The 25,388-nt window shown below is 63.4% G+C and carries 18 protein-coding genes; 8 read left to right on the forward strand and 10 right to left on the reverse strand.

The genetic code is table 11. The annotated features are described in order from the left end of the window. The first annotated feature begins 79 nt into the window (after positions 1–79). From BUA26_RS11975 to BUA26_RS11985, 3 genes are all read left to right on the forward strand, one after another. Positions 80–1,054 (forward strand): LysR substrate-binding domain-containing protein, encoded by a 975-nt coding sequence (locus BUA26_RS11975; protein WP_072760998.1) that lies wholly within the window; start codon positions 80–82, stop codon positions 1,052–1,054. A gap of 90 nt (positions 1,055–1,144) precedes the next feature. After that, on the forward strand, positions 1,145–2,287 hold the full coding sequence (locus tag BUA26_RS11980; RefSeq protein ID WP_072761558.1) for a pyridoxal phosphate-dependent aminotransferase: 1,143 nt from the start codon (positions 1,145–1,147) through the stop codon (positions 2,285–2,287). Next, a complete protein-coding gene (locus BUA26_RS11985) occupies positions 2,275–3,075 on the forward strand; it encodes an amidohydrolase (protein ID WP_072761000.1) in 801 nt (266 codons plus the stop codon). The genes BUA26_RS11980 and BUA26_RS11985 overlap by 13 nt, the downstream gene beginning before the upstream one ends. Positions 3,076–3,184: 109 nt before the next feature. Here the strand turns inward: BUA26_RS11985 and arsC are convergent, their stop codons facing one another. Genes arsC through BUA26_RS12005 form a run of 4 tightly spaced genes read right to left on the reverse strand, consistent with a single transcriptional unit; the run spans position 3,185 to position 6,999 of the window. After that, entirely contained in the window at positions 3,185–3,529 is a 345-nt protein-coding gene (arsC, locus tag BUA26_RS11990; RefSeq protein ID WP_072761002.1) for an arsenate reductase (glutaredoxin), read from the reverse strand. 31 nt (positions 3,530–3,560) lie between these two features. Next, a complete protein-coding gene (locus tag BUA26_RS11995) occupies positions 3,561–5,144 on the reverse strand; it encodes a pseudouridine synthase (RefSeq protein WP_072761004.1) in 1,584 nt (527 codons plus the stop codon). Beyond that, on the reverse strand, positions 5,141–6,016 hold the full coding sequence (gene scpB, locus BUA26_RS12000) for an SMC-Scp complex subunit ScpB (RefSeq protein WP_072761005.1): 876 nt from the start codon (positions 6,014–6,016) through the stop codon (positions 5,141–5,143). Before scpB ends, BUA26_RS11995 begins: the two co-directional genes overlap by 4 nt. A 50-nt stretch (positions 6,017–6,066) precedes the next feature. Next, the gene (locus tag BUA26_RS12005) at positions 6,067–6,999 is read right to left on the reverse strand and encodes a segregation and condensation protein A (RefSeq protein ID WP_072761007.1); all 933 of its coding nucleotides are present in this window, start codon (positions 6,997–6,999) and stop codon (positions 6,067–6,069) included. 1,000 nt (positions 7,000–7,999) lie between these two features. On the opposite strand from BUA26_RS12005, the gene BUA26_RS12010 reads away from it, so the two are divergent. Then, the gene (locus tag BUA26_RS12010; RefSeq protein ID WP_072761559.1) at positions 8,000–8,368 is read left to right on the forward strand and encodes a PilZ domain-containing protein; all 369 of its coding nucleotides are present in this window, start codon (positions 8,000–8,002) and stop codon (positions 8,366–8,368) included. Between the two features lie 73 nt (positions 8,369–8,441). On the opposite strand, the gene BUA26_RS12015 is transcribed toward BUA26_RS12010, so the two are convergent. Next, positions 8,442–10,121 (reverse strand): AMP-binding protein, encoded by a 1,680-nt coding sequence (locus BUA26_RS12015; protein WP_072761009.1) that lies wholly within the window; start codon positions 10,119–10,121, stop codon positions 8,442–8,444. Positions 10,122–10,279: 158 nt separating this feature from the next. Here BUA26_RS12015 and BUA26_RS12020 point away from each other — a divergent pair, with 158 nt between their 5' ends. Continuing rightward, positions 10,280–10,726, forward strand: coding sequence for a hypothetical protein (locus BUA26_RS12020; RefSeq protein WP_072761012.1), 447 nt, complete (start codon positions 10,280–10,282; stop codon positions 10,724–10,726). A gap of 71 nt (positions 10,727–10,797) precedes the next feature. On the opposite strand, the gene acnA is transcribed toward BUA26_RS12020, so the two are convergent. Then, a complete protein-coding gene (gene acnA / locus BUA26_RS12025) occupies positions 10,798–13,539 on the reverse strand; it encodes an aconitate hydratase AcnA (RefSeq protein ID WP_072761014.1) in 2,742 nt (913 codons plus the stop codon). Positions 13,540–13,776: 237 nt separating this feature from the next. On the opposite strand from acnA, the gene BUA26_RS12030 reads away from it, so the two are divergent. Continuing rightward, positions 13,777–14,727 carry a LysR family transcriptional regulator gene (locus BUA26_RS12030; protein ID WP_072761016.1) on the forward strand — a complete coding sequence of 317 codons (951 nt, stop codon included), beginning with the start codon at positions 13,777–13,779 and terminating at the stop codon, positions 14,725–14,727. An 84-nt stretch (positions 14,728–14,811) separates the two neighbouring features. Here BUA26_RS12030 and typA read toward each other — a convergent pair whose 3' ends face one another. The 4 genes from typA to BUA26_RS12050 all read right to left on the reverse strand — a co-directional run bounded on the left by typA (position 14,812) and on the right by BUA26_RS12050 (position 21,344). Further along, positions 14,812–16,638 carry a translational GTPase TypA gene (gene typA / locus BUA26_RS12035; RefSeq protein ID WP_072761018.1) on the reverse strand — a complete coding sequence of 609 codons (1,827 nt, stop codon included), beginning with the start codon at positions 16,636–16,638 and terminating at the stop codon, positions 14,812–14,814. A 153-nt stretch (positions 16,639–16,791) separates the two neighbouring features. After that, positions 16,792–18,963 (reverse strand): pilin, encoded by a 2,172-nt coding sequence (locus tag BUA26_RS20740; RefSeq protein ID WP_255368303.1) that lies wholly within the window; start codon positions 18,961–18,963, stop codon positions 16,792–16,794. 144 nt (positions 18,964–19,107) lie between these two features. Next, positions 19,108–19,806: an alpha/beta hydrolase family protein gene (locus tag BUA26_RS12045; protein ID WP_083572986.1), complete on the reverse strand. Its 699-nt coding sequence runs from the start codon at positions 19,804–19,806 to the stop codon at positions 19,108–19,110. A 140-nt stretch (positions 19,807–19,946) separates the two neighbouring features. After that, positions 19,947–21,344 carry a GntP family permease gene (locus tag BUA26_RS12050; protein ID WP_072761020.1) on the reverse strand — a complete coding sequence of 466 codons (1,398 nt, stop codon included), beginning with the start codon at positions 21,342–21,344 and terminating at the stop codon, positions 19,947–19,949. Positions 21,345–21,515: 171 nt separating this feature from the next. Between BUA26_RS12050 and BUA26_RS12055 the strand changes: the two genes are divergently transcribed. Further along, the gene (locus tag BUA26_RS12055) at positions 21,516–23,756 is read left to right on the forward strand and encodes a TonB-dependent receptor (RefSeq protein ID WP_072761022.1); all 2,241 of its coding nucleotides are present in this window, start codon (positions 21,516–21,518) and stop codon (positions 23,754–23,756) included. A gap of 76 nt (positions 23,757–23,832) precedes the next feature. Further along, positions 23,833–24,867, forward strand: coding sequence for an extracellular catalytic domain type 2 short-chain-length polyhydroxyalkanoate depolymerase (locus BUA26_RS12060; protein WP_143154258.1), 1,035 nt, complete (start codon positions 23,833–23,835; stop codon positions 24,865–24,867). The last annotated feature ends 521 nt before the right edge of the window (positions 24,868–25,388 follow it).

Here is a 25,388-nt window from a genome sequence, read left to right on the forward strand (position 1 = left end):
ATGCAAACAGGATATATTTGGAACAATGTGGCGATAAGTCTGGCGTATCGAGACTTATCGTTCTTCATAGGAAACAATAATGACCGTATTGGGCGGGGCCTTGCAGGACCTCAATGACTTGTACTTCTTTGCAGCGGTGGTCGAACACGGCGGGTTCTCCGCTGCGGGCCGAGCCTTGGGCGTACCTAAATCGCGATTGAGCAAACGGGTGGCCCAGCTCGAAGAGCGGCTCGGCGTGCGCCTGCTGCAGCGGACCACGCGGCGTTTTGTGGTGACCGAAGTCGGCGAGCGTTTCTACGCGCATTGCCGTGCGGTGCTGGAAGAGGCGCAGGCGGCGCAGGATGCGGTGGACGAGTTGCGTGCCGAACCGCGCGGCATGGTGCGTCTCAGCTGTCCGGTGTCGCTGGCGCAGACGGTACTGGCCTATTTGCTGCCGGATTTTCTGGCGATGTATCCGAAGATGCAGGTGCGGTTGCTATCAGGCGACCGCCGGGTCGACGTGATCGGTGAAGGCTACGATCTGGCGATTCGCGTGCGCAACAAGCTGGACACCGATGCGAACCTGGTGGTCCGCACGTTCGGTCAGTCGCGTACCAAACTGGTGGCCAGTCCGGCGCTGTTGAATGCGCAAGGGCGTCCGACCCAGCCGGATGAGCTGGCGAAGCTGCCGGCGCTGTCGATGCGCGAACATGAGGGCGCGCAGGTGTGGGAGCTGATCGATGCGAGCGGTACGCAGGTCAACGTGGAGGTGCACGCGCGCCTGATCACCGGCGATTTTGCCGTGCTGCTGGAGTCCGCCCGTCGCGGCATGGGTGTGGCGCTACTTCCGGAGTTCGTCTGCGCGCCGGCGATCACCCGTGGCGAACTCGAAGTGGTGCTGCCGGAATGGAGCATGCCCGAGGGCACCATGCACTTCGTCTATCCCAGCCGGCGCGGCATGCTGCCGGGCGTGCGTGCTCTGGTCGATTTCCTGGCCGAGCGGCTGCCGGCCACCACGTTGCTGAAGCACGAGCAATGCAAGCAGCGTCCGCTGGAAGACCTGCCCAAATCGTGATGTGCGGCCGTGACGCGCGGTCGTGATGCGCGCCGCATCGCCGATACGCTACGCTTGAGTCTTTATGGACATCCAAACGGCCGAATGATGATGATCGAAACCAAGCTGCCGAAAGTCGGTACCACCATCTTCAGCGTGATGAGCCATCTGGCGCTGGAGCACAAGGCGGTCAACCTGGGGCAGGGCTTTCCCGATTTCGAACCACCGCAAGGGCTGCGCGACGCGCTGACCCGCGCCATGAACGAAGGCCGCAACCAGTACGCGCCGATGCACGGTACGGCGGCTCTGCGCGAACAGATCGTGTTGAAAGTCGGACAGCTGTACGGCCGCAAGCTCAACGTCGACACCGACATTACCGTCACGTCCGGCGCCACCGAAGCGATCTTCGCAGCGATTGCCGCGGTGGTGCGCGCAGGCGAGGAAGTGATCGTGTTCGATCCGGCTTATGACTGCTACGAACCGGCGATCGAGCTGCAGGGCGCGCGCGCCGTGCATATTCCGCTGACCGTGCCGGCGTTCGCGGTCGACTGGCAGCGCGTGCGCGATGCGGTGACGCCGAAGACGCGGATGATCCTGATCAACAGCCCGCACAATCCGTCCGGCGCGGTGCTGTCGGCGGCCGACCTGGAAGAGCTGGCGGCGATCGTGCGCGATACCGGCATCGTGGTGCTGTCCGATGAGGTGTACGAACACATCGTGTACGACGGCGCGCAACACGAGAGTGTGTTGCGCCACCCTGAACTGGCCGAGCGCAGCATCGTGGTCTCCTCGTTCGGCAAGACCTATCACTGCACCGGCTGGAAGGTCGGCTACGCGGTGGCGCCGGCAGCGCTGTCGGCCGAGTTCCGCAAGGTGCATCAATACCTCACGTTCTGCACATTCCATCCGGCGCAGGTCGCGTTCGGCGAATTCATGGCCAGCAACCCCGAGCACTATCTGGACTTGCCGGCGTTCTACCAGGCCAAGCGCGATCGCTTCCGCGGCTTGCTGCAACCGTCGCGCTTCAAGCTGCTCGACGTACCGGGCGGCTATTTCCAACTGGTCGATTATTCGGCGATCCGTGACGAAGACGATCTCACTTTCAGCAAGTGGCTGGTGCAGCATGGCGGCGTGGCGGCGATTCCGTTGACGCCGTTCTATGAAAGCGCACCGGGCACCCGCCTGCTGCGGCTGTGCTTTGCCAAGAGCGATGCCACGATGGATGCGGCGGCGGAGCGGCTATGCAAGCTTTAAGCGTTTCATTGGTGCAGGGTGCCACCCGCTGGCATGACGCGCCGGCCAATCGCGACTACTACGGCACGCTGGTGCGCCAGGCAACCGGCAGCGATTTGATCGTGCTGCCGGAAACCTTCCTGTCCGGCTTCAGCAACGACACCCGCGCCAGCGCCGGAACGATGGACGGCGAAGGTGTGGCGTGGCTGCGCGCGCTGGCGATCGAGATGCGCACGGTGATCTGCGGCAGCCTGGCGATCCGCGAGAACGACGTCGTCTACAACCGTTTGTTGTGGGTGCAGCCTGACGGCAGCTTTGCCCAGTACGACAAGCGTCACCTGTTCCGCATGGCCGGCGAACATACCCGTTACGGCAGCGGCAATGAGCGGCTGATCGTGGAACTGAAGGGGTGGCGGATCCTGCCGCAGGTCTGTTACGACCTGCGCTTTCCGGTGTGGCTGCGCAATCGCCGGCTGGCCTCCGCCAACGGAGGCATGGATTACGACCTGGCCCTGTTCGTGGCGAACTGGCCGGCGCCGCGTCGGCAGCCGTGGCGTACGCTGCTGCGTGCCCGCGCGATCGAGAACCTCAGCTATGTGATCGGGGTAAACCGGGTCGGCGTGGATGGCAACGATATTCCCTATGCCGGCGACAGCGCGGTGATCGATCCAGTCGGCGAGCCGCTGGTCGAGCTGGGGCCACAGGAACAGGTGGTGACGATCATGCTTGATCCCGCTCCGCTGCTGGCACATCGCGAACGCTTTCCCGCATGGATGGATGCCGACGCGTTTTCGCTCGATGTGGATTGACGATGCCTGATCCGACGACGAACGCGTAGGAGCCCGCTCGCGGGCGATGCTTTCGCTTTGATGTTGGGTAGGGAAATTCAGAGCAAGAGCATCGCCCGCGAGCGGGCTCCTAGAGTATCGCCAGCACCGCTTCCGGCGGCCGTCCGAGTGCAGCCTTGCCGTTGGCGACCACGATCGGGCGTTCGATCAGTTTCGGATGCGCCACCATCGCAGCTATCAGCGATGCATCGTCGAGCGCAGGATCATCCAGCCCCAGCGACTGATACTCCGCTTCGCCCGTACGCAGCAACTGACGCGCCGTCATGCCCAGCTGCTTCAGCAGCACGCTTAGTTCGGCGGCGCTCGGCGGGTGGTCGAGATAGTTGATCACCTCGACCTCGCCGCCGCGCTGCTCCAGCACCGCCAGCGTGGCGCGTGACTTGGAGCAGCGGTTGTTGTGGTAGATGCGCACCATCGGTCAGTGATCCGTCATGCTGAATTTTGGCTCAGCGATTGCCCGAACGATTGCCGCCGCGGCCCGGCGGGCGTCCGCCGGCAGGGCCGCCGTGGCCCTGGGGACGTGCGCCGCTGTGCGAGCGGTTGCCGCCTTGACCTTGCGGCCGGCCCGCGCCTTGCGGACGGTTGCCACCCTGGCCTTGCGGACGCGCACCGCCCATGCCCTGCGGCCTGGCGTTGCCGTGTGCGGGATTGCCCTGTGCCCGATTGCCCTGGTTTTGACCCTGGCCTTGCGGACGACCGCTATGCGCAGGCCGTGCACCATGCGCACGGTTGCCCGTACTACCGGCAGCGCCGCGTGATTCGCCGCCAAAGCCGCTATACGGGCTGCCGCCGGCAGTACGGCCTTCGCCACCCGTACGGGCGCCGAACGGCTTGCCGCCGGCCGGACGACGATTGCCCGCTGCGCCGCCGCCGGCGTTGCCGCGCGGTGTGCCAGGACGACCGCTGCCATCGCGGCTTTCACCGGCAAACCAGGTACGCACCGACGGCAGTTCCTGGCCCGGCGCCACGCGCCGCCCCCTGCTGCCGCCCGCATTGCGTTCGGGACGAGCGACGTTGCCGTTGACTTCCTTGCCATCGCGACGCGGCGGCTTGCGGCCACGGGTCGGTTCCTCACGTATGCGGTCGTACGCGCGCAATTCGCGTGCCTCGTCCTGGCCGCCGGTCCAGGCATTGCTGGTGCCGCGTTCGGGGCGATATTCGGTGACGCTGCGGTTGGCACGGCGCTGATGCAGTACCGGGCTCAGCGTCAGCACCGGCTGCGGCGCGCCGAGGCCAGTGGTCTGGCGCAGCTCCTTGACGCTTTCCGCATCGAGCACTTCGCATTCGCCGCGGCGCAGGTTGCGCGGCAGCTCGATCTTGCCGTAGCGGATGCGCTTGAGGCGGCTGACCAGGAAACCCTGCGAGTCCCACAGACGGCGCACTTCGCGGTTGCGGCCTTCTCGGATGACCACGCGGAACCAGCTGTGGCTGCCGCCGCGACTGATCACGGCGATCTCGTCGAAGCGGGCGGGGCCGTCGTCCAGTTCCACCCCGGCCTTCAGCCGCTCGATGATCTCGTCCGGCACCTCGCCATGCACGCGGCACAGGTATTCGCGCTCGAGGCCGCTCTTGGGATGCATCAGCCCATTGGCCAGCTCACCGTCGGTGGTGAGCAGCAGCAGGCCGGTGGTGTTGATGTCGAGACGGCCGACGGCGACCCAGCGCGCGCCCTTCAGGCGCGGCAGCTGCTCGAACACGGTAGGGCGGCCTTCGGGATCGTCGCGGGTGGTCAGCACACCTTCGGGCTTGTGGTAGATCAGCACCTCGGTGTCGTCGCGGCTGTCGGTGGCGACGACGAATTGCTTGCTGTCGATCACCACGCGATCGCCAGCGTGCACGCTCATGCCGATTTCGGCGGGGCTGCCATTCAGTTCGACTTCGCCTGACTGGATGCGCACTTCAAGCATGCGGCGCGAGCCGAGACCGGCATTGGCCAGCACCTTGTGCAGGCGCTCTTCCAGCGCGGGCGCGTCGTTGTCGATGCGTGGTTCGCGTTTCAGGGATAAAACGGATTTCTGTGGCGCAGTCATGCGCGGTACTCCTCGGTGTCTTGCTCGGCGGTGTCGGGTTCGACATCCGCGGCGGGGTTCGCTGCCTCATCGGCAGTGGCAATCGGGTTATCGGTGAGTGGGCTCGTGTCGGAGCCAGGCTCGTCGGACTCGGGGGAAGCGGCTGGCGCGTCGGCGTCGGTCGCGGTTTTGGTGTTTTCAGCATCGGCGGCGTCCGCAGATGCCGGGTGTTCGGTGTCGGGCGCACCGTCGTCGTCGAATTCCAAAGTGGAATCGGTCGGTGCCTCCTCATCGTCCGGATCGATCGGCAGGTCGCGCATGATGCGGGCGGGCAGGGGTTCCGGTTCGAAGCGCAACTGCGGATCTTCCATGTCGCGGATTTCCGACAGCGGCGGCAGCTGGTCCAGCGATTTCAGGTTGAAGTAGTCGAGAAACGCACGGGTGGTGCCGAACAGCGCCGGCTTGCCGGGCACGTCGCGATAACCCACCACGCGGATCCACTCGCGCTCCTCCATCGTCTTGATGATGTTGGAGGACACCACCACGCCACGGATCTGTTCGATCTCGGGGCGAGTGATCGGCTGGCGGTAGGCGATCAGCGCCAGCGTTTCCAGCAAGGCGCGCGAATAGCGGCTGGGCTTTTCGGTCCACATCCGCGAAATCCACGGATGCACGTCCTGGCGCACCTGGTAACGGAAACCGGAGGCGACTTCCTTCAGCTCGATGCCGCGACCGGCACAATCTTCGCCAAGCGCTTCCAGCGCTCTGGCGATCTGGCCATGATCGACTTCGTCGGTTTCATTGAACAGGTCGCCCAGCTGATGGACGGTCATCGGCTGGGTGGAGGCCAGCAAGGCGGCCTCGATGATGGGTTTGAGTTGCTCGATCTGCATAACCTTGGGTTCGGATGCCGGTTGGATCGGTACCGCTCAGTGGGTGTCGTTCATTCGCCGGACGATTCGATCAGTGCCGATTCGCCTGCTTGTGCATCGTCCGCCGGTAACTCGGCGGATTCTTCGGAGTGGCTCGCCTTCGCCTTTACATAGATCGGCGCCAGCGGCTCCTCCTGGACAATCTCGACCAGCATCTCCTTGGCCAGCTCCAGCATCGCCAGGAAGGTCACCACGATGCCGAGGCGCCCCTCGCTGATGTCGAACAGGCTCTCGAAGCGATGAAAACTGTCGTCGTCGAGCCGGCTCAGCAATTCGCCCATGCGCTGGCGCACGCTGAGCGCTTCGCGCTTGATCGCGTGATGCCCGAACAGTTCGGCCCGGTGCATCACGTCCTTGAGCGCCAGCAGCAGCTCGGTCAGCTCCAGCGGGGGCGGCAACTTGATCACGTTGCGCTCGCCCACCTCGGCATGCACCACCACACTGTCGCGCTCCTGCCGCGGCAGGGCTTCGATGTCTTCCGCGGCACGCTTGAACCGCTCGTATTCCTGCAAGCGCCGCACCAGTTCGGCACGGGGGTCCTCTTCCAGCCCTTCCTCGGCCGGCGGTCGCGGCAGCAGCAGCCGCGACTTGATCTCGGCCAGGATCGCGGCCATCAGCAGGTATTCCGCGGCCAGCTCCAGCCGCATCACATCGCGCATCAGCTCGATGTAGGTCATGTATTGCCGGGTGATCTCGGCGACCGGAATATCCAGGATGTCCAGGTTCTGCCGGCGGATCAGGTACAGCAGCAAGTCCAATGGACCTTCGAAAGCCTCCAGGATCACCTCGAGCGCATCCGGCGGTATGTACAGATCCTGCGGCATCTGCAGCATCGGCTGACCGCGCACGATCGCCAGTGGCATTTCCTGCTGTTGCGGTACCGACGCGAATGCATCCTGCGGTGCGGTGACCAGGCTCTGTGGCTCGACTGGCTCAGTGCTCATCAATGCATGTCATGAGGCCGCCTTCAGCGGCTGGCAGTGCGTTCAACACGATCGGAATCATTCACACATCACAACAACATGTGGAACGTCCGCGCTCGGAACACGACGGTGAGGCAGTGTTCCCGGGGTACTGCAGTTCTTCACATCTTCAGCCGAGGTGCGGCGGGTGCCATCGTCACGGGCGAGATGAAGCCACTCGGTGGTGGTTCGATCAGGCAGGTCGCAAGCGGCCATCGCACGCCATTCCGGGTTGTCAGCCACGGCAAGGGCGCAAGTCAAAAGTGGCGAAGAGCAACGCCACTGACTATTCACTGTTCGGTTCGAGAGCCATCGAATGGAAGCCATGGGTCGCCGAAAGTGCTCGGCAGACGCTGTTCATGCAGCCATGCGCAGGTGAAGAGTAGCGGCTAGCCGCGGGCAAGTCCAGCGGGGCTGCTTCGGACATCGGCTTGCGTCGGGGTGTCATTTGGGGGATGCGATGCCGCGCGGCGGCTGGTTTCATGACGGTGTTCGCGACAGGCACAATAGGCGGATCGCGTCGGTCGGCGCGCCAGCCGAACTGGGCCAGTCAAATGGGATACGCGGCGCTGCTGGGGCGGCATGTGACCTAATGTGACGATATGCGGCAGGGCCGTGCGTGGAAACGCGGACATCGTGGAATCCGGCAGCTCAGACGCTTCTGTCGATTCGTGAGATATCCGGTTGATTAGGCTCGTTGATCAGGCCTGCTCCGGATGGCCATAGCTCTTAGAAGCGGAAACGCGGATAGGGGCGGGATGAATCTGCGGTGCTGTGCATGCATGGCAACCCGACTGGCATGACGGTTGCTTGGTAAGGCTGGCCATCGCAGCCAGCATGTGCGCAGCGGATGACGTACACGGGCCATGCGCGCGAGATGTGCTGCAATCGCTTGATGATGCGGCAGAAAGGTTTCAAGGTTGTTGCTGGACATCGCGTCGTTGCCAGCGACAGGTGTAAACGCAAATGGACGGTAGAACTGATGACGATCGGCAAAAATGGACAAGGTGACGGCGCACCGGAACAGTTGCGTCCGGCGCGCATGCAGATCGAGACGACGGTGCTGATGAGCCGGCACGGCGAGTCGCATCCGACCGAACTGGTCGATATCTCGGCCACGGGTGCGTTGTTGCGGCGTCCCCTCGGTTGGTCCGGTGAAACGGGGCAGAGCTGGGTGCTCGACATGATCTTCGGGCACGACCTTCACATACATCTGGAGGCCGTCGTCGCGCGCATTTCCGATCATCACATCGGTTTTTCGTACAGCCGCATTCCCGAGGACAAACAGGTTCCGCTGTGGAATCTGCTGGGTGGTTACGCCGATATTCTCGAGTATTGGAAAAACGGCTGAGCGTGTGGTGTCCCCCGTAATAAAACGCCCGCATGAACGCGGGCGTTTTTGCTTTAGGGTATCGGGCGAGATTTCAGGCGGAGACTTTTTTCTCGTCGCGCAATTCGCGGCGGAGGATCTTGCCCACGTTGCTCTTGGGCAGTGAATCGCGAAATTCGATGAACTTGGGTCGCTTGTACCCGGTGAGATTCTCGCGGCAGAACTGCTTGAGCGCATCTTCCGTCAGAGTCGGATCCTTGCGCACCACGAACAACTTCACCACTTCGCCGGAATGTTCGTCCGGCACGCCGACCGCAGCGACTTCGAGCACGCCGGGGTGCGCCATCACCGTATCCTCGACCTCGTTCGGATACACGTTGAAACCGGACACCAGGATCATGTCCTTCTTGCGGTCGACGATGTAGAAATAACCGTTGGCATCCATCTTCGCGATGTCGCCGGTATGCAGCCAGCCATCGTCGCCGAGCACCTTGATGGTCTCGTCCGGCCGCTGCCAGTATCCCTTCATCACTTGCGGGCCGCGCACCATCAGTTCGCCCACTTCGCCGGTCGGCAGCGGTTGGCCTTCTTCCGACCAGATCGCCACATCGGTGGACGGCACCGGCAGGCCGATCGAGGCGTTGTATTCCTTCAGGTCCAGTGGATTGATGCAGACCGCCGGCGAGGTTTCGGTCAGCCCGTACGCCTCGGCCAAAGTGCAGCCCGTGGTCTTTTTCCAGCGCTCGGCGACGGCGCGCTGCACCGCCATGCCGCCGCCCAGGGTCAGGTGCAGCTTCGAGAAATCCAGCTCGGCGAAGCCCGGTGTGTTGAGCAGGCCGTTGAACAGCGTGTTGACGCCGGTCAGAGCGGTGAAACCGGATTGTTTCAGCTCCTTGACGAAGCCGGGCATGTCGCGCGGATTGGTGACCAGCCAGTTGAGGCCGCCCAGGCGGGTGAACACCAGTCCGTTCGCGCATAGCGAAAAGATGTGATACAGCGGCAGCGCGGTGATGATCACTTCCTCACCGGGCTTGGCATTGGCGCCGATCCAGGCGCCGGCCTGCAGCATGTTCGCGATCATGTTGCCGTGGGTCAGCATCGCTCCCTTGGCGACACCCGTGGTGCCGCCGGTGTACTGCAGGAAGGCGATGTCATCGTGGCCCAGCGCTACCGGTTGCAGCGGATGCGGCGCGCCATGCTTCAACGCATCGCGGAAACGCACGGCCTGCGGCAGGTCGAACGCCGGCACCATCTTCTTGACATGCTTGAGCACGAAGTTGATCAGCACGCCTTTCGCACCCAGCAGGTCGCCTAAGCCGGTGGTGACGATGTGCTGCACATGGGTTTCCGCGACGACTTGCTGCAGCGTCGCGGCGAAGTTGTCCAGCACCACAATGGCTTTGGCGCCGGCGTCCTCCAGCTGATGCTTGAGTTCGCGTGCGGTATACAGCGGGTTCGTATTGACCACGACCAGGCCGGCGCGCAAGGCACCAAAGAGGGCGATCGGATACTGCAGCACGTTCGGCATCATGATCGCGATGCGATCACCTTTGCCGAGCTTGAGTTCGCCGGTGAGGTAGCCGGCGAACTGCCGGCTCATCTCGTCGATCTGGCCATAGGTCAGCCGGTGGCCGAAATTCGCGAAGGCGGGTCGTTCGCGAAAACGCTTGAACGCTTCCTCGAACACCGTGGGTACCGAGGCATAGGTATTGACGTCGATCTGGCTGGGCACGCCTGTTGGATAGTGATCCAGCCACGGACGTTCAATGCTCATGCTTGGGTTCCCTGTGTGGATGATCGCTGATCGAGGATGGATGGACTTTGGATGGCGACGACGTCCATCATGGATAGGGCCATCCTGAATCAGGTATGTGGTTCATTTGAGCATACGCCCGCGTACAGCGGCAAGCCGCATTGCAGCGACCTCCAGCCATGATCCGATCGAGAAAAAACGCCTGCCTGCTGACCGTTTTCGCACTGTGGGCGCTGGCCTTGTCGGGCTGCCGGCACATGCCGGACGAACAACAGGTGCGCGAGTCGATCGCCGCAGTCGCGCAGGCCGCTGAAGCCGGCGCGGCAAGCGACGTGAGTACGCCGCTCAGCAACGACTTCGACGGCAATGCCGGTGAGCTGGACCGGCGTGAGTTGACGAACATGGTCAGGCTGCTTGCGCTGCGTGGTGAACACATCGGCGTGACGATGGGGCCGGTATCGATCGAGCATCGCGGCGAGCGGATGGTGGCCACGTTCACGGTCACGCTGACCAGCGGCGGCAAGCTGCTGCCTGACCAGTTGGGCCTCTACGAAGTCGAATCGGCGTGGCGCAAGGACGACGGCAAGTGGCGCTGTTATACGGCTAGCTGGAAGCACGCGATGTAGGTTTTTTTTCGCAAAGAAAAACCGCCCCGAATTCGGGGCGGTTTCCGTTTGTCGCAGGATCGCACTGAAACTCAGGCGGCTTTCCTGCCGGCCAGCTGGCGCAACACGTACTGCAGGATGCCGCCGTGACGGAAGAAGTCGCGTTCCTTCGGGGTCAGCAGCATCACGTTCACGGTGAATTGCTTCTTGCCGCCGTCGGCGGCGGTGGCGGTGACTGTGGCTTCCTTCGCGTTGCCGTTGTCCAGGCCGGTGATGTCGAAGCTCTCGTTGCCGGTCAGGCCCAGCGATTGCGCGTTCTGGCCATCCTTGAACGTGCAAGGCAACACGCCCATGCCGACCAGGTTGGAACGATGGATACGCTCGAAGCTCTCGGCGATCACCGCCTTCACGCCCAGCAGCAAGGTGCCCTTGGCCGCCCAGTCACGTGAGGAACCGGTGCCGTATTCCTTGCCCGCGAACACCACCAACGGAGTCTTCGTTGCCTTGTACTTCATCGCCGCATCGTAGATCGCCAGCTGCTCGCCGCTGGGAATGTGGCGGGTGAAGCCGCCCTCGACGCCGTCCAGCATCTGGTTCTTGATGCGGATGTTGGCGAAGGTGCCGCGTACCATCACATCGTCGTTGCCGCGACGCGAGCCGTAGGAGTTGAAGTCGATCGGCTGCACGCCGCGCTCGATCAGGTAGCGACCCGCGGGCGAATCCTTCTTGATCGAACCGGCCGGCGAGATGTGGTCGGTGGTGATCGAGTCGCCGAACATGCCCAGGCAGCGCGCGGCGTGGATGTCCTCGACCGGGGACAGCGCCATCGTCATGCCGTCGAAGTAGGGCGGGTTCTTGATATAGGTGGAGGCTTCGTCCCAGGCGTACAGGGCGCCGTCCGGCGAGGCGATTCCGCTCCAGCGTTCGTCGCCCTTGAACACGTCGGCGTAGTTCTTCTCGAACATTTCCGAGGTGACCGCGCTGGCCATCAAGTCGCTGATTTCCTGGTTGGTCGGCCAGATGTCCTTGAGGAATACGTCCTTGCCATCCTGGTCCTGGCCCAGCGGATCGGTGCTCAGGTTCACGTCGAGCGAGCCGGCCAGGGCATAGGCCACTACCAGCGGCGGCGAGGCCAGGTAGTTCATTTTCACTTCGGCGTGCACGCGGCCTTCGAAGTTGCGGTTGCCCGAGATCACCGCACCCACGGTGAGGTCGCCCGTGCTGATCGCCTTGCTGATTTCCTGCGGCAGCGGACCGGAGTTGCCGATGCAGGTGGTGCAGCCGTAGCCGACCAGGTAGAAGCCGAGCTTGTCCAGTTCGGTCAGCAGGCCAGTCTTTTCCAGATAGTCGGTGACCACCTTGGAGCCCGGAGCCAGCGAGGTCTTCACCCACGGCTTGGACTTCAAGCCCTTGGCGGCAGCCTTCTTGGCCACCAGGCCGGCGGCCAGCATCACCGCCGGATTGGACGTATTGGTGCACGAAGTGATCGCGGCGATCACCACCGAGCCGTCATTGACGTGGAACTGCTGACCGTTCATCGACACATGCTGGCCAGGTGCGGCCTCGCTCTTGTCGTGACCCACGGCGGTGCCGCCCCCCTCATTGGCAAAGCGCGCTTCGGCGCCGTTGCGCTTGACGGTGGTGCTGTCGAGGTTGTCGCGGTAGTTCTGCTTGACGTCGGTCAGCAGCACGCGATCCTGCGGGCGCTTGGGGCCGGCCATCGACGGCTTGACGTCGGCCAGGTCCAGCGCCAGCGTCGCGGTAAATTCGGCGTGCGCACTGTTTTCGTCGTGCCACAGGCCTTGGGCCTTGGCGTACGCCTCGACCAGCGCAACCTGCTCATCGCTGCGGCCCGACAGGCGCAGGTACTTCAGCGACTCGGCGTCGATCGGGAAGATGCCGCAGGTCGCGCCGTATTCCGGTGCCATGTTGCCGATGGTGGCGCGATCGGCCAGCGCCAGATGCTGCAGGCCCGGACCGAAGAACTCCACGAACTTGCCGACCACGCCCTGCTTGCGCAGCATCTGGGTCACGGTGAGCACCAGGTCGGTGGCGGTAGCTCCCTCCGGCAGGCGGCCGGACAGCTTGAAGCCCACGACCTGCGGAATCAGCATGGACGAAGGCTGACCCAGCATGGCCGCCTCGGCCTCGATGCCGCCGACGCCCCAGCCCAGCACGCCCAGGCCATTGACCATGGTGGTGTGCGAGTCGGTGCCGAACACGGTATCCGGGTAAGCCCACAGCTGCCCGTCGACTTCGCTGCCCATCACCACGCGGGCCAGATGTTCCAGGTTCACCTGATGCACGATGCCGGTGCGCGGCGGCACCACCTTGAAATCGGCCAGTGCTTTCTGGCCCCAGCGCAGAAAGCTGTAGCGTGCCTGGTTGCGCTGAAACTCGATGTCCACGTTGCGTTCCAGCGCGTCGGCGCTGCCGAACACGTCGACCTGCACCGAGTGGTCGATCACCAGCTCGGCGGGTGACAGCGGGTTGATCAGGGTGGGGTCGCCGCCCAGGGCCTTCATCGCGTCACGCATCGCAGCCAGGTCGACGACGCACGGCACCCCGGTGAAATCCTGCAGCAGCACGCGTGCCGGCATGAAGGCGATTTCGGTGTCGGGCTCTTTCTTGGAGTCCCACATGGCGACCGCCTCGATCTCCTTCGCCGTCACGTCGATGCCGTCCTCGTGGCGAAGCAGATTCTCCAGCAGGATTTTCATCGAATACGGCAGCCGCTTCAGATCGAAGCGCTGGCCCAGCTTGGCCAGGCTGGCGAAGGCGTAGCGCTTGCCATGGACCTCGAGGGTGTCGTGTACGGAAAAGGTGTCTTTCATGGGGACGTGCTCCTGGCTGAATCCTGCGGCTGGGATGGCTGAACGTAGGCGATGGGTGCTCGCGCCGGCCCGGCAAAAACGCAATTATCGCCCAAACGTCGTGCTGCGGCGAGGTTGCGCGTGATGCGTGCGATCGTGATTCGGCCGTGCCGCGAGTAAACTGCGCCAACGCTTGTAGCTGAACTTCGCCGCACAGGATGAGCCCGATGCCCGCCGCACACAAACGCCTTTGATAACATGCAGCGTTCGATGATTTCGACCACCCTCTCGGCCGTCTCGCTGCGTGATCTCGCGCTGGTTCAGGCGGTGCATCGCCACGGCAGTTTCAACAGCGCAGCGCGGGCCATGCACATCAGTCCGTCCGGGCTGTCGCATCAGGTCCAGAAGGTGGAGCAGGCGCTGGGCGCGCCGCTGTTCGAACGCGGCGGCCGCAGCATCGTGCCGACCGCCGGCGGCCAGCGGCTGTTGCAGCAGATCGACGCCGTACTCGCCGCGGGTGAACACCTGCAGCAGGTGGCCCGTGCCGGTGCGGTCGCCTTCGGCGGCGAATTGCGGCTCGGCGTGCCGGCGTCATTGGGGCCGTATCTGCTGCCGCACCTGATCGCGCCGTTTCCGCAGCATTTTCCCGGTGCCACGCTGGGCATTTCCGAAGGCAAGCCGCGCGGCTTGCTGCGCCGCCTGCACGAGGGCGAACTCGATGCCGTGCTGGCGCCACCGGCGCCGGCGGTCAGCGGCATCGCAATGCGGCCGCTGTTCGCCGAGCCATGGGAGCTGATGCTGCGTGCCGATCATCCGCTGGCGGGTCAGAGCAGCATCGCGCTGGACCAGCTCGATCCCGCCGAGGCGACCTTGATGGCCGAGAGCCATGCGGAGGGTCTCGACATCGATGGCAGCGAGCGTGGCCATGTGCAGGACGTCAGCCTGGAAAGTCTCGCTGCGCTGGTCAGCCTGCGCGGCGGCTACGCGCTGGTACCGGCGCTGGCACACGAACGGCTGGCCTCGATGCCGAACATCGTGCTGGCGAAACTCAAAGGGCAGGCGCCGGGCCGCGAGATCGCGCTGTACTGGCGCGACGCCTCGCCGTGGCACGACGACCTGCAGGCGTTTGCCGAGCTGCTGCGCAAGCTCGCGCGGCAGCGGCCGGGTCTTCGCGTGATGGGCGCGAAGGCAAAACCCGCTGCGCCATAGCCGCACACGGTAACCGCACACAATAGCCACATAGCAGAAGGCCGCCTTGCGGCGGCCTTCTGTTCGATCGCGCGAGATGGAAACTCAACCGCGCGAAGCGCGCTTGCGGTCGTTCTCGGTGAGGTGCTTCTTGCGCAGGCGGATTTCTTTCGGGGTGATCTCGACCAGCTCGTCGTCGTCGATGAAGTCCAGTGCCTGTTCCAGCGTGAACTTGATCGCCGGAGTCAGCTGGATCGCATCGTCCTTGCCCGAGGCGCGCATGTTGGTCAGCGGCTTCGGCTTGATCACGTTGACGGTGAGGTCGTTGTCCTTGGCGTGGATGCCGACCAGCTGGCCTTCATAGACCGAGTCGCCTTCGGCCGCGAACAGCTTGCCGCGATCCTGCAGCGGCCCGAGCGAGTAGGCCGGGGTGGTGCCGCCGGCGTTGGCAATCATCACGCCGTTGAGGCGCTTGGCGATCTGGCCGTCTTCCTTCGGGCCGTAATGGTCGAACACGTGGAACAGCAGGCCCGAACCCTGGGTCAAGGTCTTGAACTGGTTCTGGAAGCCGATCAGGCCCCGCGCCGGGATCTCGTAATCCAGACGCACGCGTCCCTTGCCGTCGGACTCCATGTTCTTCAGCTGACCCTTGCGCACGCCGAGCCTTTCCATCACGGCGCCCTGGTGGACTTCCTCCACGTCGACCACCAGTTGCTCGATCGGCTCCATCTTCTGGCCATCGATCTCCTTGATGATCACCTCCGCACGCGACACAGCCAGCTCGTAGCCTTCACGACGCATGTTCTCGATCAACACCGACAGATGCAGCTCGCCGCGGCCGGAGACCAGGAACTTGTCGGCGTCGGAACCTTCCTCGACCTTCAGCGCCACGTTGTGCACCTGCTCACGATCCAGACGCTCGCGCAGCTGGCGACTGGTCAGGAACTTGCCGCCGGAAAGGTCCTTGTTGCCGGCGAACGGCGAGTTGTTGACCTGGAAGGTCATCGAGATGGTCGGTTCGTCCACGGTCAGCGCGGGCAACGCCTCAGGCGCATCCAGCGCGCAGACGGTGTCGGAGATGGTCAGATCGGCGATACCCGAGATCGCGACGATGTCGCCGGCCTCGGCGCTTTCCTGCTCGATCCGCTCCAGGCCGAGGAAGCCCAGCACCTGCATCACCTTGCCTTGGCGCTTCTTGCCATGGCGATCGATCACGGCGACCGGCATGCCCTTCTTCAAGACGCCGCGCTGGATACGGCCGATGCCGATCACGCCAACGAAGTTGTTGTAGTCGAGCTGGCTGATGCGCATCTGGAACGGACCATCCGGATCGACGTCCGGCTTGCTCACGTGCTGCATGATCGCTTCGTACAGCGGGGTCATGTCGCCTTCGCGCACGTCGTCGTTGAGGCCGGCATAGCCGTTCAGCGCCGAGGCATAGACGATCGGGAAGTCCATCTGCTCCGGCGTGGCGCCCAGACGATCGAACAGATCCCACACCTGCTCGACCACCCACTCCGGGCGGGCACCCGGACGGTCGACCTTGTTGATCACCACGATCGGCTTGAAGCCCATCGCGAACGCCTTCTGCGTCACGAAACGGGTCTGCGGCATCGGGCCGTCCATCGCGTCGACCAGGATCAGCACCGAATCGACCATCGACAGCACGCGCTCCACTTCGCCGCCGAAGTCGGCATGTCCCGGCGTGTCGACGATGTTGATGCGATTGCCCTGCCAGGTGATGGCGGTGTTCTTGGCCAGGATGGTGATGCCGCGTTCCTTTTCCTGGTCGTTCGAGTCCATCACGCGCTCGGCCAGCACGGTGCGCTCGTTGAGCGTGCCGGACTGCTTGAGCAGACAATCGACGAGAGTGGTTTTGCCGTGATCGACGTGGGCGACGATGGCGATATTGCGCAGTTTTTCGATAGACATGGGATCGACTCGGGCGGCTCGGTGGCCGTCACGCAGGATTCTTGAAGTGTGAATCGACCAATTATACGGACTTATATGACAACTTGCCCGCAATTTCGATGAACCGCTCGTCGAACCCGGTTGCCCCGCGCTTGGGCGCGGGGCAACTCACCCTCACGGCTGGCGGCAACTGGCCGGCAGATATTTGGCCGTGATGTCGTCGGAATGGCAGTGCCAGGTGCTGCCCAGCGGCGTCAGCGAAAGCGTCTTGCCATTCAGCTGGACATTGGCCTGCTGTGGTGGCCTGCCGCTGAAATGGGCCTGGATTTCACCGTCGGCGGCTACGGTAATGCTGTCGACATAACGTCCCTTGATTGCATCCGGCTCAGGCAAGCCTGCCTGTTGGTTGTTCGTTGGCCAACGACCATGTTGTTGGTGGTATTCCGTCAACGCGGTCTTGGCGCCATCCATGAGCACGATGCCTTCGGTGACCTGCGCCCGCACTATGTAGTCCTGATAAGCGGGGATGGCGATGGCGGCAACGATCGCAACCGCCGCTACGGCTGTCATCGAGCCGCTGCCACTGCTGCCGGTCAACATCTCCAGGGGCTGCTGCTCGTAGGTGATATTGAACGACAGGTCATCGGCAGTGACACCGAGATTCATGCCAATCACGCCTTCTTGCGGAAGCTTCAATGTATGCGCGGCCGGCAGTGCCAACAGATCCGTCGATTGACCGCTGAGGTCGCCGAGTATCTGCAGCATTTGCAGGTAACCGTAATAGGCGTTGCGTTGGGCATCGTGCGACACGGTAGTAAAACCAAGCAGGTTCTGCTTGCCCTGCCAGGCTTGCGACTTCAGCCACGCGTCGAGCGAAGTATCGAGTCTGGCAGCACCACGGTCGGCCAACGCCTGCGGAACCTTGGCGAAAATGAGGAAATCGCCATCCTCGATCCAGTACAGATGGGTGCCGAAACGTGCTGTCAGCGTGGCCCATGCCTGCTGGCGCGGGTCGGCATGGGCAGCGTCAGGTGCCGTGTGGCCGAAATCGAGGACATGAATTTCGACGCCGTCCATCGACTGGGTGCGATAGCTGCCGTTCTGGCGCCTGGCAAGCGCCTGCAGATGCTCGTACAGCGCGTTGCGGTCATTGACGCGAACAGCCGTATAGACACCTGCATCGTCCTCGAAGCCGATGATCTCCGGGCCGATCCAGCGACTCAGGTCGCTGAGGCTGAAACCAAGTTTCTGCTGCAGCGTTACCTCTGCGTTGCGGACGGTTCCGGCACGATCCACTCCAAAGTCGAGTGAGAGATTGTCCTCAAAGGCTTTGTATTGATCGCCACCGGGTAGTGCAAAATTCACTAGCCAATGTGGCTTGCCAGCGACCTTGAAATCAGGTGCGAACCGTGTCGGCGCAAGGTAACCGAGCAGCCGTGCCTGTGGTGCATGCACCACAATGCGCAGGCGCCCATGACCATCGACTGTGCCGGCGCCAAACGTCACACTCTCGGCCTTGGATGTGAGATCGCCAGGCAAGGTGCCAACCGACTGCGCCGGAATCGCACCGGCAGCGACGCCACCCAGGCCATGCAGGCTGATCCAGGCAAACGTGCCCTGACCTGACTGGTCGATTTGCTGTTCTTGCGCAGCAATCGCCTTGCCGGCATCGCTGTCTGGTTTTGTTTGCGCGAGTTCAACAATCAGAGTGGTGAGCGTGACCGGTTCTACAGGTTGCCGGCTGGCCAGTGCGAACAGACGTCCGCTGGTTACGTCGAAATGCAACGGTGTGCCGATCGCCAGACGACCGTCACCGTTGCTGTCCAATGGCGCGGTCAATTTCAGCGCAGGCGCATTGAACTGTGCGAAGCGTGCGTTGAGGTCGACGACGCTCTTCTGTGCCATCCGCATCGTGACCAGCATCTGTGTATTCGGTGACATCGTGCCGATCGGATCGATCATCGCCACTTCCACCGGCGAGCGCAGGTCGGCGAGCAGCGGCAGCAGATACGGGGTGGCGCCAGCATCGGCTAGCGTCTTGTCCTTGGCCAAGGCATCGCGCAACGCAGCGATGGCTTTGAGATTCTGTTCGCTGGCCATCACGGCATCCAGCGGGCGACCGCTGGGGGCGGCGCCGAGCATGCCCCATGGCGAGGCGATACGGATGTAGCCCACCGTACTGGCAGGCAGGTGACCGCGCAGCCATGCAGGCTGTGAGAGTTGGTCTTGCGCGCGCTGAATCGAAGCGGCGTCGACCTTGGCAGGCGACTGCCCGCGATGGCAACCAGCAATGCAGACACCGGCTGTCAGCACGGCAGTCATGATGAGGCGACGCGATACGATCATTTTCCTGATTCCCCTGGTTAAGGCATCGGGAAATGGATCGTGTCGACATCCTCCCTGATGCAACGAAGCCCCAGCTTATCAGAGGACCATCTGGCGACGGTCCGACGCACGTATATCACCGCACGCCGGCCGGTAGCAGCCTTCTTACTGCAAGAGACTCACCTGATCGGCGGCGGTGAGCCACAGCAGCTGATAGTGGCCATACGGATAGTCGAAGCTGTAATCCTCGCCGGGAATCGTCGAGGTATGGACGCCGTAGACGAGGCAGCTGGTATAGCAATTGATTTCGTCGCTCCACGATTTCATCGAGTACATATGCACGCCGAAACGATGGCCGGCGATGCTCTGCAGGAACGGGCTGCTCACCGACAGGCCGTAATAGCCGCAGGTGGCGGTGGCGACGTTGAACGGATACATGCCGCACGACCACAGCCCGTGCACCGCACCGGCGATGCCAATGAACACATCGACCTTGCTGGCCACGCCAAGCTTGTCGATCTCGCGCATCGCCAGGGTCACGCCCATCGAATGGCCGATCACATCGATGTGCCCGCTGCATGAGCTGGCGATAGCACTGCTGATCGCATTCATGACCGGTGTTTCTTCGCTGCCGTTGTGGTCGTTGCAGGCGGCGCATAACGCATTGCCCCAGGCCGGCGCGACGATCTGGGCATCGCTCCAGCCCTGCTGGCGCAGCAGGTTGTAGGTGTTCTGAAAGTCGGCGGGGCTGCCGGTATTGCCATGCACCAGCACCACGGTGTCACGGCAGGTGGCTCGTGCGGACAACACCGGCATGAACAGCAGCAGGGCCAGCAGCCCCAATACGTACGTCTTGATCGACATCGCTCATATCTCCCTTCGCTTCACGACAGTTCCGCTTGCGCGGAACAGGAGGAGCCGCGCAACCGTGCGGTTCCGGATCGGTCTGGCGTCGGCGATCGGTATGTGGCCGATCGGGGGAGCGACGTCGTTATGGTGGCGGTCTAGACCACGCCGGTGAGGTAGAACGCGGCGATCACCACCAGCACTGCCAGCGTCTTGACCACGGTGATCGCGAAGATGTCCTTGTACGCCTGCCGATGGGTCAGTCCGGTCACCGCGAGCAAGGTGATCACCGCGCCGTTGTGGGGCAGCGTGTCCATGCCGCCGGACGCCATCGCGGCAACCCGGTGCATCACCTCCAGCGGAATGCCGGCCGCGTTCGCGTTGGCGATGAAGGTATCGGCCATCGCACCCAGCGCGATGCTCATGCCGCCGGAGGCCGAGCCGGTGATGCCGGCCAGCGCGGTGACAGTGACCGCCTCGTTGATCAGCGGGTTCGGGATCGTGTGCAGCGCATCGGCGACCAGTTTGAAGCCGGGCAGGGCTGCGATCACCGCGCCAAAGCCGTATTCCGACGCTGTATTCATCGAAGCCAGCAACGCGCCGCCGACGGCCGCCTTGCTGCCGTCGGCAAACTGCCTGACCACCGGCCGCCAGGCGAACACCAGCACACACAGGATGCCGACCAGCAGCGCGCCCTCGACCGCCCAGATCGCGGCGATCTTGGCCACTTCCTGCACCACCGGCTTGGCACTGCCGACCACGCTGGGTAGAAACGATTGCGTCTCGCCGTAGATGCGTGGAATGGCGTCGGTGAACAGCTTGTTGCACACACCGACCAGCACCAGCGGCAGTAGCGCGATCAGCGGATGCGCCAGCTTGCCGCCCTCGAACGGAGCCGGCTCGTTGACGAGATTGTCGCCATAGCCTTCGCCAGCCGCTGCCGCTTTCCGTCGGCGCAGATCGAGATAAGCGAGTCCCACGATCAGGATGAATACCGCGCCTATCGTGCCCAGCCACGGCGCCGCCCAGGTGTTGGTGCCGAAGAATGCGGTAGGGATGATGTTCTGGATCTGCGGCGTACCCGGCAGCGAATCCATGGTGAAAGTGAACGCGCCCAGCGCGATGGTGCCTGGGATCAACCGCTTGGGGATGTTGCTGGCACGGAACAGTTCGGCAGCAAACGGATACACCGCGAACACCACCACGAACAGCGATACGCCGCCATAGGTCAGCAGCGCGCACACCAGCACGATCGACAGGATCGCCCGGCTGCGCCCGACCAGGCCGATCGTCGCGGCAACGATGGCCTTGGAAAAGCCCGACAGCTCGATCAGCTTGCCGAACACTGCGCCTAGCATGAAGACCGGGAAGTACAGCTTGAGGAAGCCGACCATCTTGTCCATGAACAGGCCGGTGAACATCGGCGCGACCAGTGCCGGCTCGGTCAGCAGCACGGCGCCCAGTGCGGCGATCGGCGCGAACAGGATCACGCTGTAGCCGCGATATGCCGCGATCATCAGAAAACACAGCGCGGCCAGCACGATCAGAAATGCCATCCCGCGAAACTCCTCGGACGTCTGCGTCCATACGATGGACTGCGAGTATCCACGGCGCCCATTGGCGCGGGCACTGTACGAAGGTACAAGTGCCCAGACCGGTCACCCTGCCTATGCTCACCCGTATCAGCATCCATCACCGATGGCTGCGTCACCTGCGGGGGAAGGGTTATGAAGCGCACGCGTCTGAGTCTGGCGATGGGTCTGACATTCGGTCTGTTCTGTGTCGCGCCACTGAGCGCGCAACAGGCTTCCGGGGAAGCGAATGCCAACGCCGCCAAGCCGGGCGATGCCAAGCCGGTTAACGCCAAACAGCTCGGGCAGGTGACGGTGACCGCCCGCAAACGCGAGGAAACCCTGCAGGACGTGCCTATCGCGGTCAGCGCATTCACCGCCGCGTCGCTGTTCAAGCAGAACGTGCAGAACCTGGCTGATCTGCAGGGCAAGGTGCCCTCGCTGCAGGTGTATGCCGCGCGCGGTTCCAACACCACGCTGACGGCTTACATCCGCGGCGTGGGCCAGGCCGACCCGACCTGGGGCTTCGATCCGGGCGTGGGCATCTATCTCGACGACGTTTATCTGGCCCGCCCGCAGGGCGCCGTGGTGGACGTGTTCGACGTCAATCGGATCGAGGTGCTGCGCGGGCCGCAGGGCACCTTGTACGGCAAGAACACGATCGGCGGCGCGATCAAGTACGTCTCCAACCCGTTGCCTGTGAAGACCGAAGGCTCGGTCGACGCCACCGTGGGCACCCATGGCGAGAAAGACATCAAGGCCAGCGTGGGCGGCGCCAGTGCCGATCAGGTCTGGCGCGCACGGGCGGCCGTTGCCAGCGAACACAACGATGGTTTTGGCCGCGACGTGCTCACCGGCAGCCGCAATGGCAACAAGAACACCAACGCCGCGCGTGCCACGCTCGGCTTCTTCCCATCCAGCAGTTTCAATGCGCAGCTATCGGTCGATGGCGTGCGCGACAACTCCAATCCGCGCGGCGCCAAGATGCTGATCGCCAACAAGCTCGATCGGGCGTATGCGCCGCTGTCCAGCGATTTCGACACGCGCAGCGGCATGGCGCAGGTCAACCACACGAAACTGTACGGCACCGCGCTGACGATGAACTGGATCGCCAGCCAGGAGTGGTCGCTCAAATCGGTCACCGCGGTGCGCGGTTCATCGACCCTGACCAACATCGATTTCGACACGCTGCCGGAAAAGATCGCCGACGTCAGCGCGATCTACAAGGACCACCAGTTCAGCCAGGAATTGCAGGCCAACTACGATGCCGGCGGCAGCGTGCACGGCGTCGCCGGCTTGTATTACTTCGACGGTTCGGCCACCGGACAGATACACAACATCTTCCTCGGCTCACCGCCGTACAGCACGTTGGGCTTGTCGCAGTACGGCAGCACGGGCGGGCGCATGGGCACCAGGAGCTACGCCGGTTACGGCGATTTCAGCTGGGATTTCAGCCCGGCCTGGAGCCTCGATGTCGGGCTGCGCTACACCCATGAAACCAAGACCGCGCTGATCCAGAACTTCGGCTTCGCCAACGCAAGCTTCAGCACGCCGATCTCGACGGTGGCGAACTTCAGAGGCTCTCACGCCAGCAACAATGTCTCGCCGAAGGTCTCGCTCGACTGGAGTGTCAGCAACCAGATCAAGCTCTACGCCAGCTACAGCGAGGGCTTCCATTCGGGCGGCTTCAATATTCGCGCCAACTGCGTGGCCGTGCCGGCGTCGTGCCGCCCGATCGACGACGAGAAAGTGCAGTCGTACGAACTGGGCAGCAAGATGACGTTCCTCGACGACCGCCTGATGCTCAACACGGCGGCATTCCACAACGTGTACTCGAACATCCAGCTGTCGGTGTTCAGCTCGTACACCTTGCCGAACGGCAGCCAGGGTTTCTTCGGTGATTTCACCAACGCGGGCAAAGGCCACATCGATGGTGTGGAAGAGGAGTTCGCCTGGAAGCCGACCGAGGCATGGACTTTCAGCGGCAACTTTGCCTACTTGCACACCAAGTACACCCAGTACCTGACCAGAGGCGTCAATGTCGCCGACCAGCAGAAGTTCACCAACGCACCGAAGTGGTCAGGTGGCCTTTCGCTGGAAAACACCCACGAGCTGGCCAACGGCGGCAACCTCACTACCCGCATCAACTACACCTACCAGAGTCTGGTGTACCCGGAAACCACGCTGTCGCCGCTGATCGCGCAGCCGGCCTACGGTCTCTGGAACGCCGGCGTGATCTGGCAGGTCAGCCAGCCATGGACGCTGAGCCTGCAAGGCACCAACCTGGCCAACAAGTCGTACCGCACCACCGGCTACAACATCAGTTCGCTGGGTATTGTCACGGGGTTCTACGGTGCTCCGCGGATGGTCACGTTGAGCGCACGCTATACGTTCTGATCGCGGTCGTTTGACGCGGATCTGCTCCGACTGAAGTGAAACATCACGCCATAACCCGACGAAACGGAGCAGACCGATGAACATCCGAGAGGTAACGCGCCTGCTGTGGCTGGCTCTGTTGACCAGCGCCGGCACCGTCTGCGCGAAAGACGCCGGTAGCCTGCCCAAACTCAAGATCGACCCGGCGCGTACCGCCGTGGTCGGCCTGTCCTCCGGCGCATACATGGCGACCCAGGCGCAGCTGGCGTATCCGGAACTGTTTCCGAATGCGGCACTCGTGGCCGGCGGGCCGTTTGGCTGCGCCGGTGGCAAGCTGGACATCGCGCTCGGCAGTTGCATGAAGGGCGTGCCGGCACCCGATGTCGCAGTGTTGGTGGCAAGCGCCGGGAAACGTTCCGCCGCCGGCGAGATCGGCGCGCTGAAGGATCTAGCGCACGCGCATATCTACCTGTTGCATGGCAGTGCCGACACGTTGGTGGCGCCGGCGGTGGCGGAAGCCGGCGCGCATTTCTACGAACAGTTGCGCGACGGCACGCCAGGCCTCAAGGGCATGCAGGTGCATGACGATGGCCAGCGCGCGTTCGCGCATAACTTGCCGGTGGCTGCCCGTGGCGACGATTGCGATAAATCGGTCGCGCCGTATCTCGGTCACTGTGGCTTCGACGCCGCCGGCGAAATCTTCACCCAGATGTTCGGCAAACCGGCTCATGCAGCGACCGCGGCGCGCGGCGAGCTGCGCACGTTCGACCAGGATGCACTGCGTCCCAGCGGTGCCGATGCCTTCATGGCCAACACCGGCTACGTCTATCTGCCGCCGGCGTGCCTCGCCGGCAAACCGTGCGGCGTGGTGGTCGCGTTCCACGGTTGCAAGCAGAACGCGGAGGCTGTGGGCGAGTCGTTCGTCAAGGACGCCGGCTTCAACCGCTGGGCCGACGTGTACGACGTGGCGGTGTTATATCCTCAGACCCGCGCAAGTTTTGCGCCCTTGAATCCGCAAGCATGCTGGGACTGGTGGGGATATTCCGGAGTCGACTACGACAGCCGCCACGGCGTGCAGTTGCGCTGGCTGGTGAACGCGGTGCGGGCGCTGGGGTTGCCGGCGGGGCATTGATGCCGGCGGGCTTCCATGTGGGAGCGACTTCAGTCGCGATGCTCTTATTGCTTTGTCACTTGTCCAGAGCGAAGAGCTTTCACCCTCCTGCGGAGGGCGAGTTACTTCTCTTTTGCTTGTCCAAAAGAGAAGTAACCAAGAGAAAACGACCCCCCGCTTACGCGCTTTGCGGGCATCGTGCCCGCAAAGTCCGCGGGTGGGTTGCGGGGTTTGTCGACAGGGCATCCTGCCCTGACGCCAAACTGGTTCGCATCCCTGCGAACCACCCTGCGGGCTGTTCCTCCACCCACCCGCCGCTGCAGAGGGGCCCCGGTAAAGCAACGCGCCTCCTGCGCGTACTGTTCAGAAGAACCAGAGCGACGCTTCGCTTCGGCTTTTCACCGAGTGCGGGCCACGAAGGCCCGCTGCTCTACCCGGGGCCCCTGTGCGGCGGTGAGACGGGGACGACAGGCCGCGCAGCGGGAGTCGACAGGGAGGTCGACTCCTTTTCGCCAGGGCAGGAGCCCTGTCGAAAAGCCCGG

Source organism: Rhodanobacter sp. OK091 (assembly GCF_900142825.1).
Taxonomy (GTDB): domain Bacteria; phylum Pseudomonadota; class Gammaproteobacteria; order Xanthomonadales; family Rhodanobacteraceae; genus Rhodanobacter.

Excerpts from the sequence above, each read along its gene's own strand:
- BUA26_RS11985 (WP_072761000.1), top strand. The coding sequence starts at position 2,275 with ATGCAAGCTTTAAGCGTTTCATTGGTGCAGGGTGCCACCCGCTGGCAT.
- BUA26_RS12015 (WP_072761009.1), bottom strand. The coding sequence starts at position 10,121 with ATGAGCATTGAACGTCCGTGGCTGGATCACTATCCAACAGGCGTGCCC.
- BUA26_RS12010 (WP_072761559.1), top strand. The coding sequence starts at position 8,000 with ATGACGATCGGCAAAAATGGACAAGGTGACGGCGCACCGGAACAGTTG.
- BUA26_RS12005 (WP_072761007.1), bottom strand. The coding sequence starts at position 6,999 with ATGAGCACTGAGCCAGTCGAGCCACAGAGCCTGGTCACCGCACCGCAG.
- BUA26_RS11975 (WP_072760998.1), top strand. The coding sequence starts at position 80 with ATGACCGTATTGGGCGGGGCCTTGCAGGACCTCAATGACTTGTACTTC.
- BUA26_RS12030 (WP_072761016.1), top strand. The coding sequence starts at position 13,777 with ATGCAGCGTTCGATGATTTCGACCACCCTCTCGGCCGTCTCGCTGCGT.
- BUA26_RS12050 (WP_072761020.1), bottom strand. The coding sequence starts at position 21,344 with ATGGCATTTCTGATCGTGCTGGCCGCGCTGTGTTTTCTGATGATCGCG.
- BUA26_RS12060 (WP_143154258.1), top strand. The coding sequence starts at position 23,833 with ATGAACATCCGAGAGGTAACGCGCCTGCTGTGGCTGGCTCTGTTGACC.
- BUA26_RS12020 (WP_072761012.1), top strand. The coding sequence starts at position 10,280 with ATGATCCGATCGAGAAAAAACGCCTGCCTGCTGACCGTTTTCGCACTG.
- scpB (WP_072761005.1), bottom strand. The coding sequence starts at position 6,016 with ATGCAGATCGAGCAACTCAAACCCATCATCGAGGCCGCCTTGCTGGCC.
- BUA26_RS20740 (WP_255368303.1), bottom strand. The coding sequence starts at position 18,963 with ATGATCGTATCGCGTCGCCTCATCATGACTGCCGTGCTGACAGCCGGT.
- arsC (WP_072761002.1), bottom strand. The coding sequence starts at position 3,529 with ATGGTGCGCATCTACCACAACAACCGCTGCTCCAAGTCACGCGCCACG.
- BUA26_RS11995 (WP_072761004.1), bottom strand. The coding sequence starts at position 5,144 with ATGACTGCGCCACAGAAATCCGTTTTATCCCTGAAACGCGAACCACGC.
- BUA26_RS12055 (WP_072761022.1), top strand. The coding sequence starts at position 21,516 with ATGAAGCGCACGCGTCTGAGTCTGGCGATGGGTCTGACATTCGGTCTG.
- acnA (WP_072761014.1), bottom strand. The coding sequence starts at position 13,539 with ATGAAAGACACCTTTTCCGTACACGACACCCTCGAGGTCCATGGCAAG.
- typA (WP_072761018.1), bottom strand. The coding sequence starts at position 16,638 with ATGTCTATCGAAAAACTGCGCAATATCGCCATCGTCGCCCACGTCGAT.
- BUA26_RS11980 (WP_072761558.1), top strand. The coding sequence starts at position 1,145 with ATGATCGAAACCAAGCTGCCGAAAGTCGGTACCACCATCTTCAGCGTG.
- BUA26_RS12045 (WP_083572986.1), bottom strand. The coding sequence starts at position 19,806 with ATGTCGATCAAGACGTACGTATTGGGGCTGCTGGCCCTGCTGCTGTTC.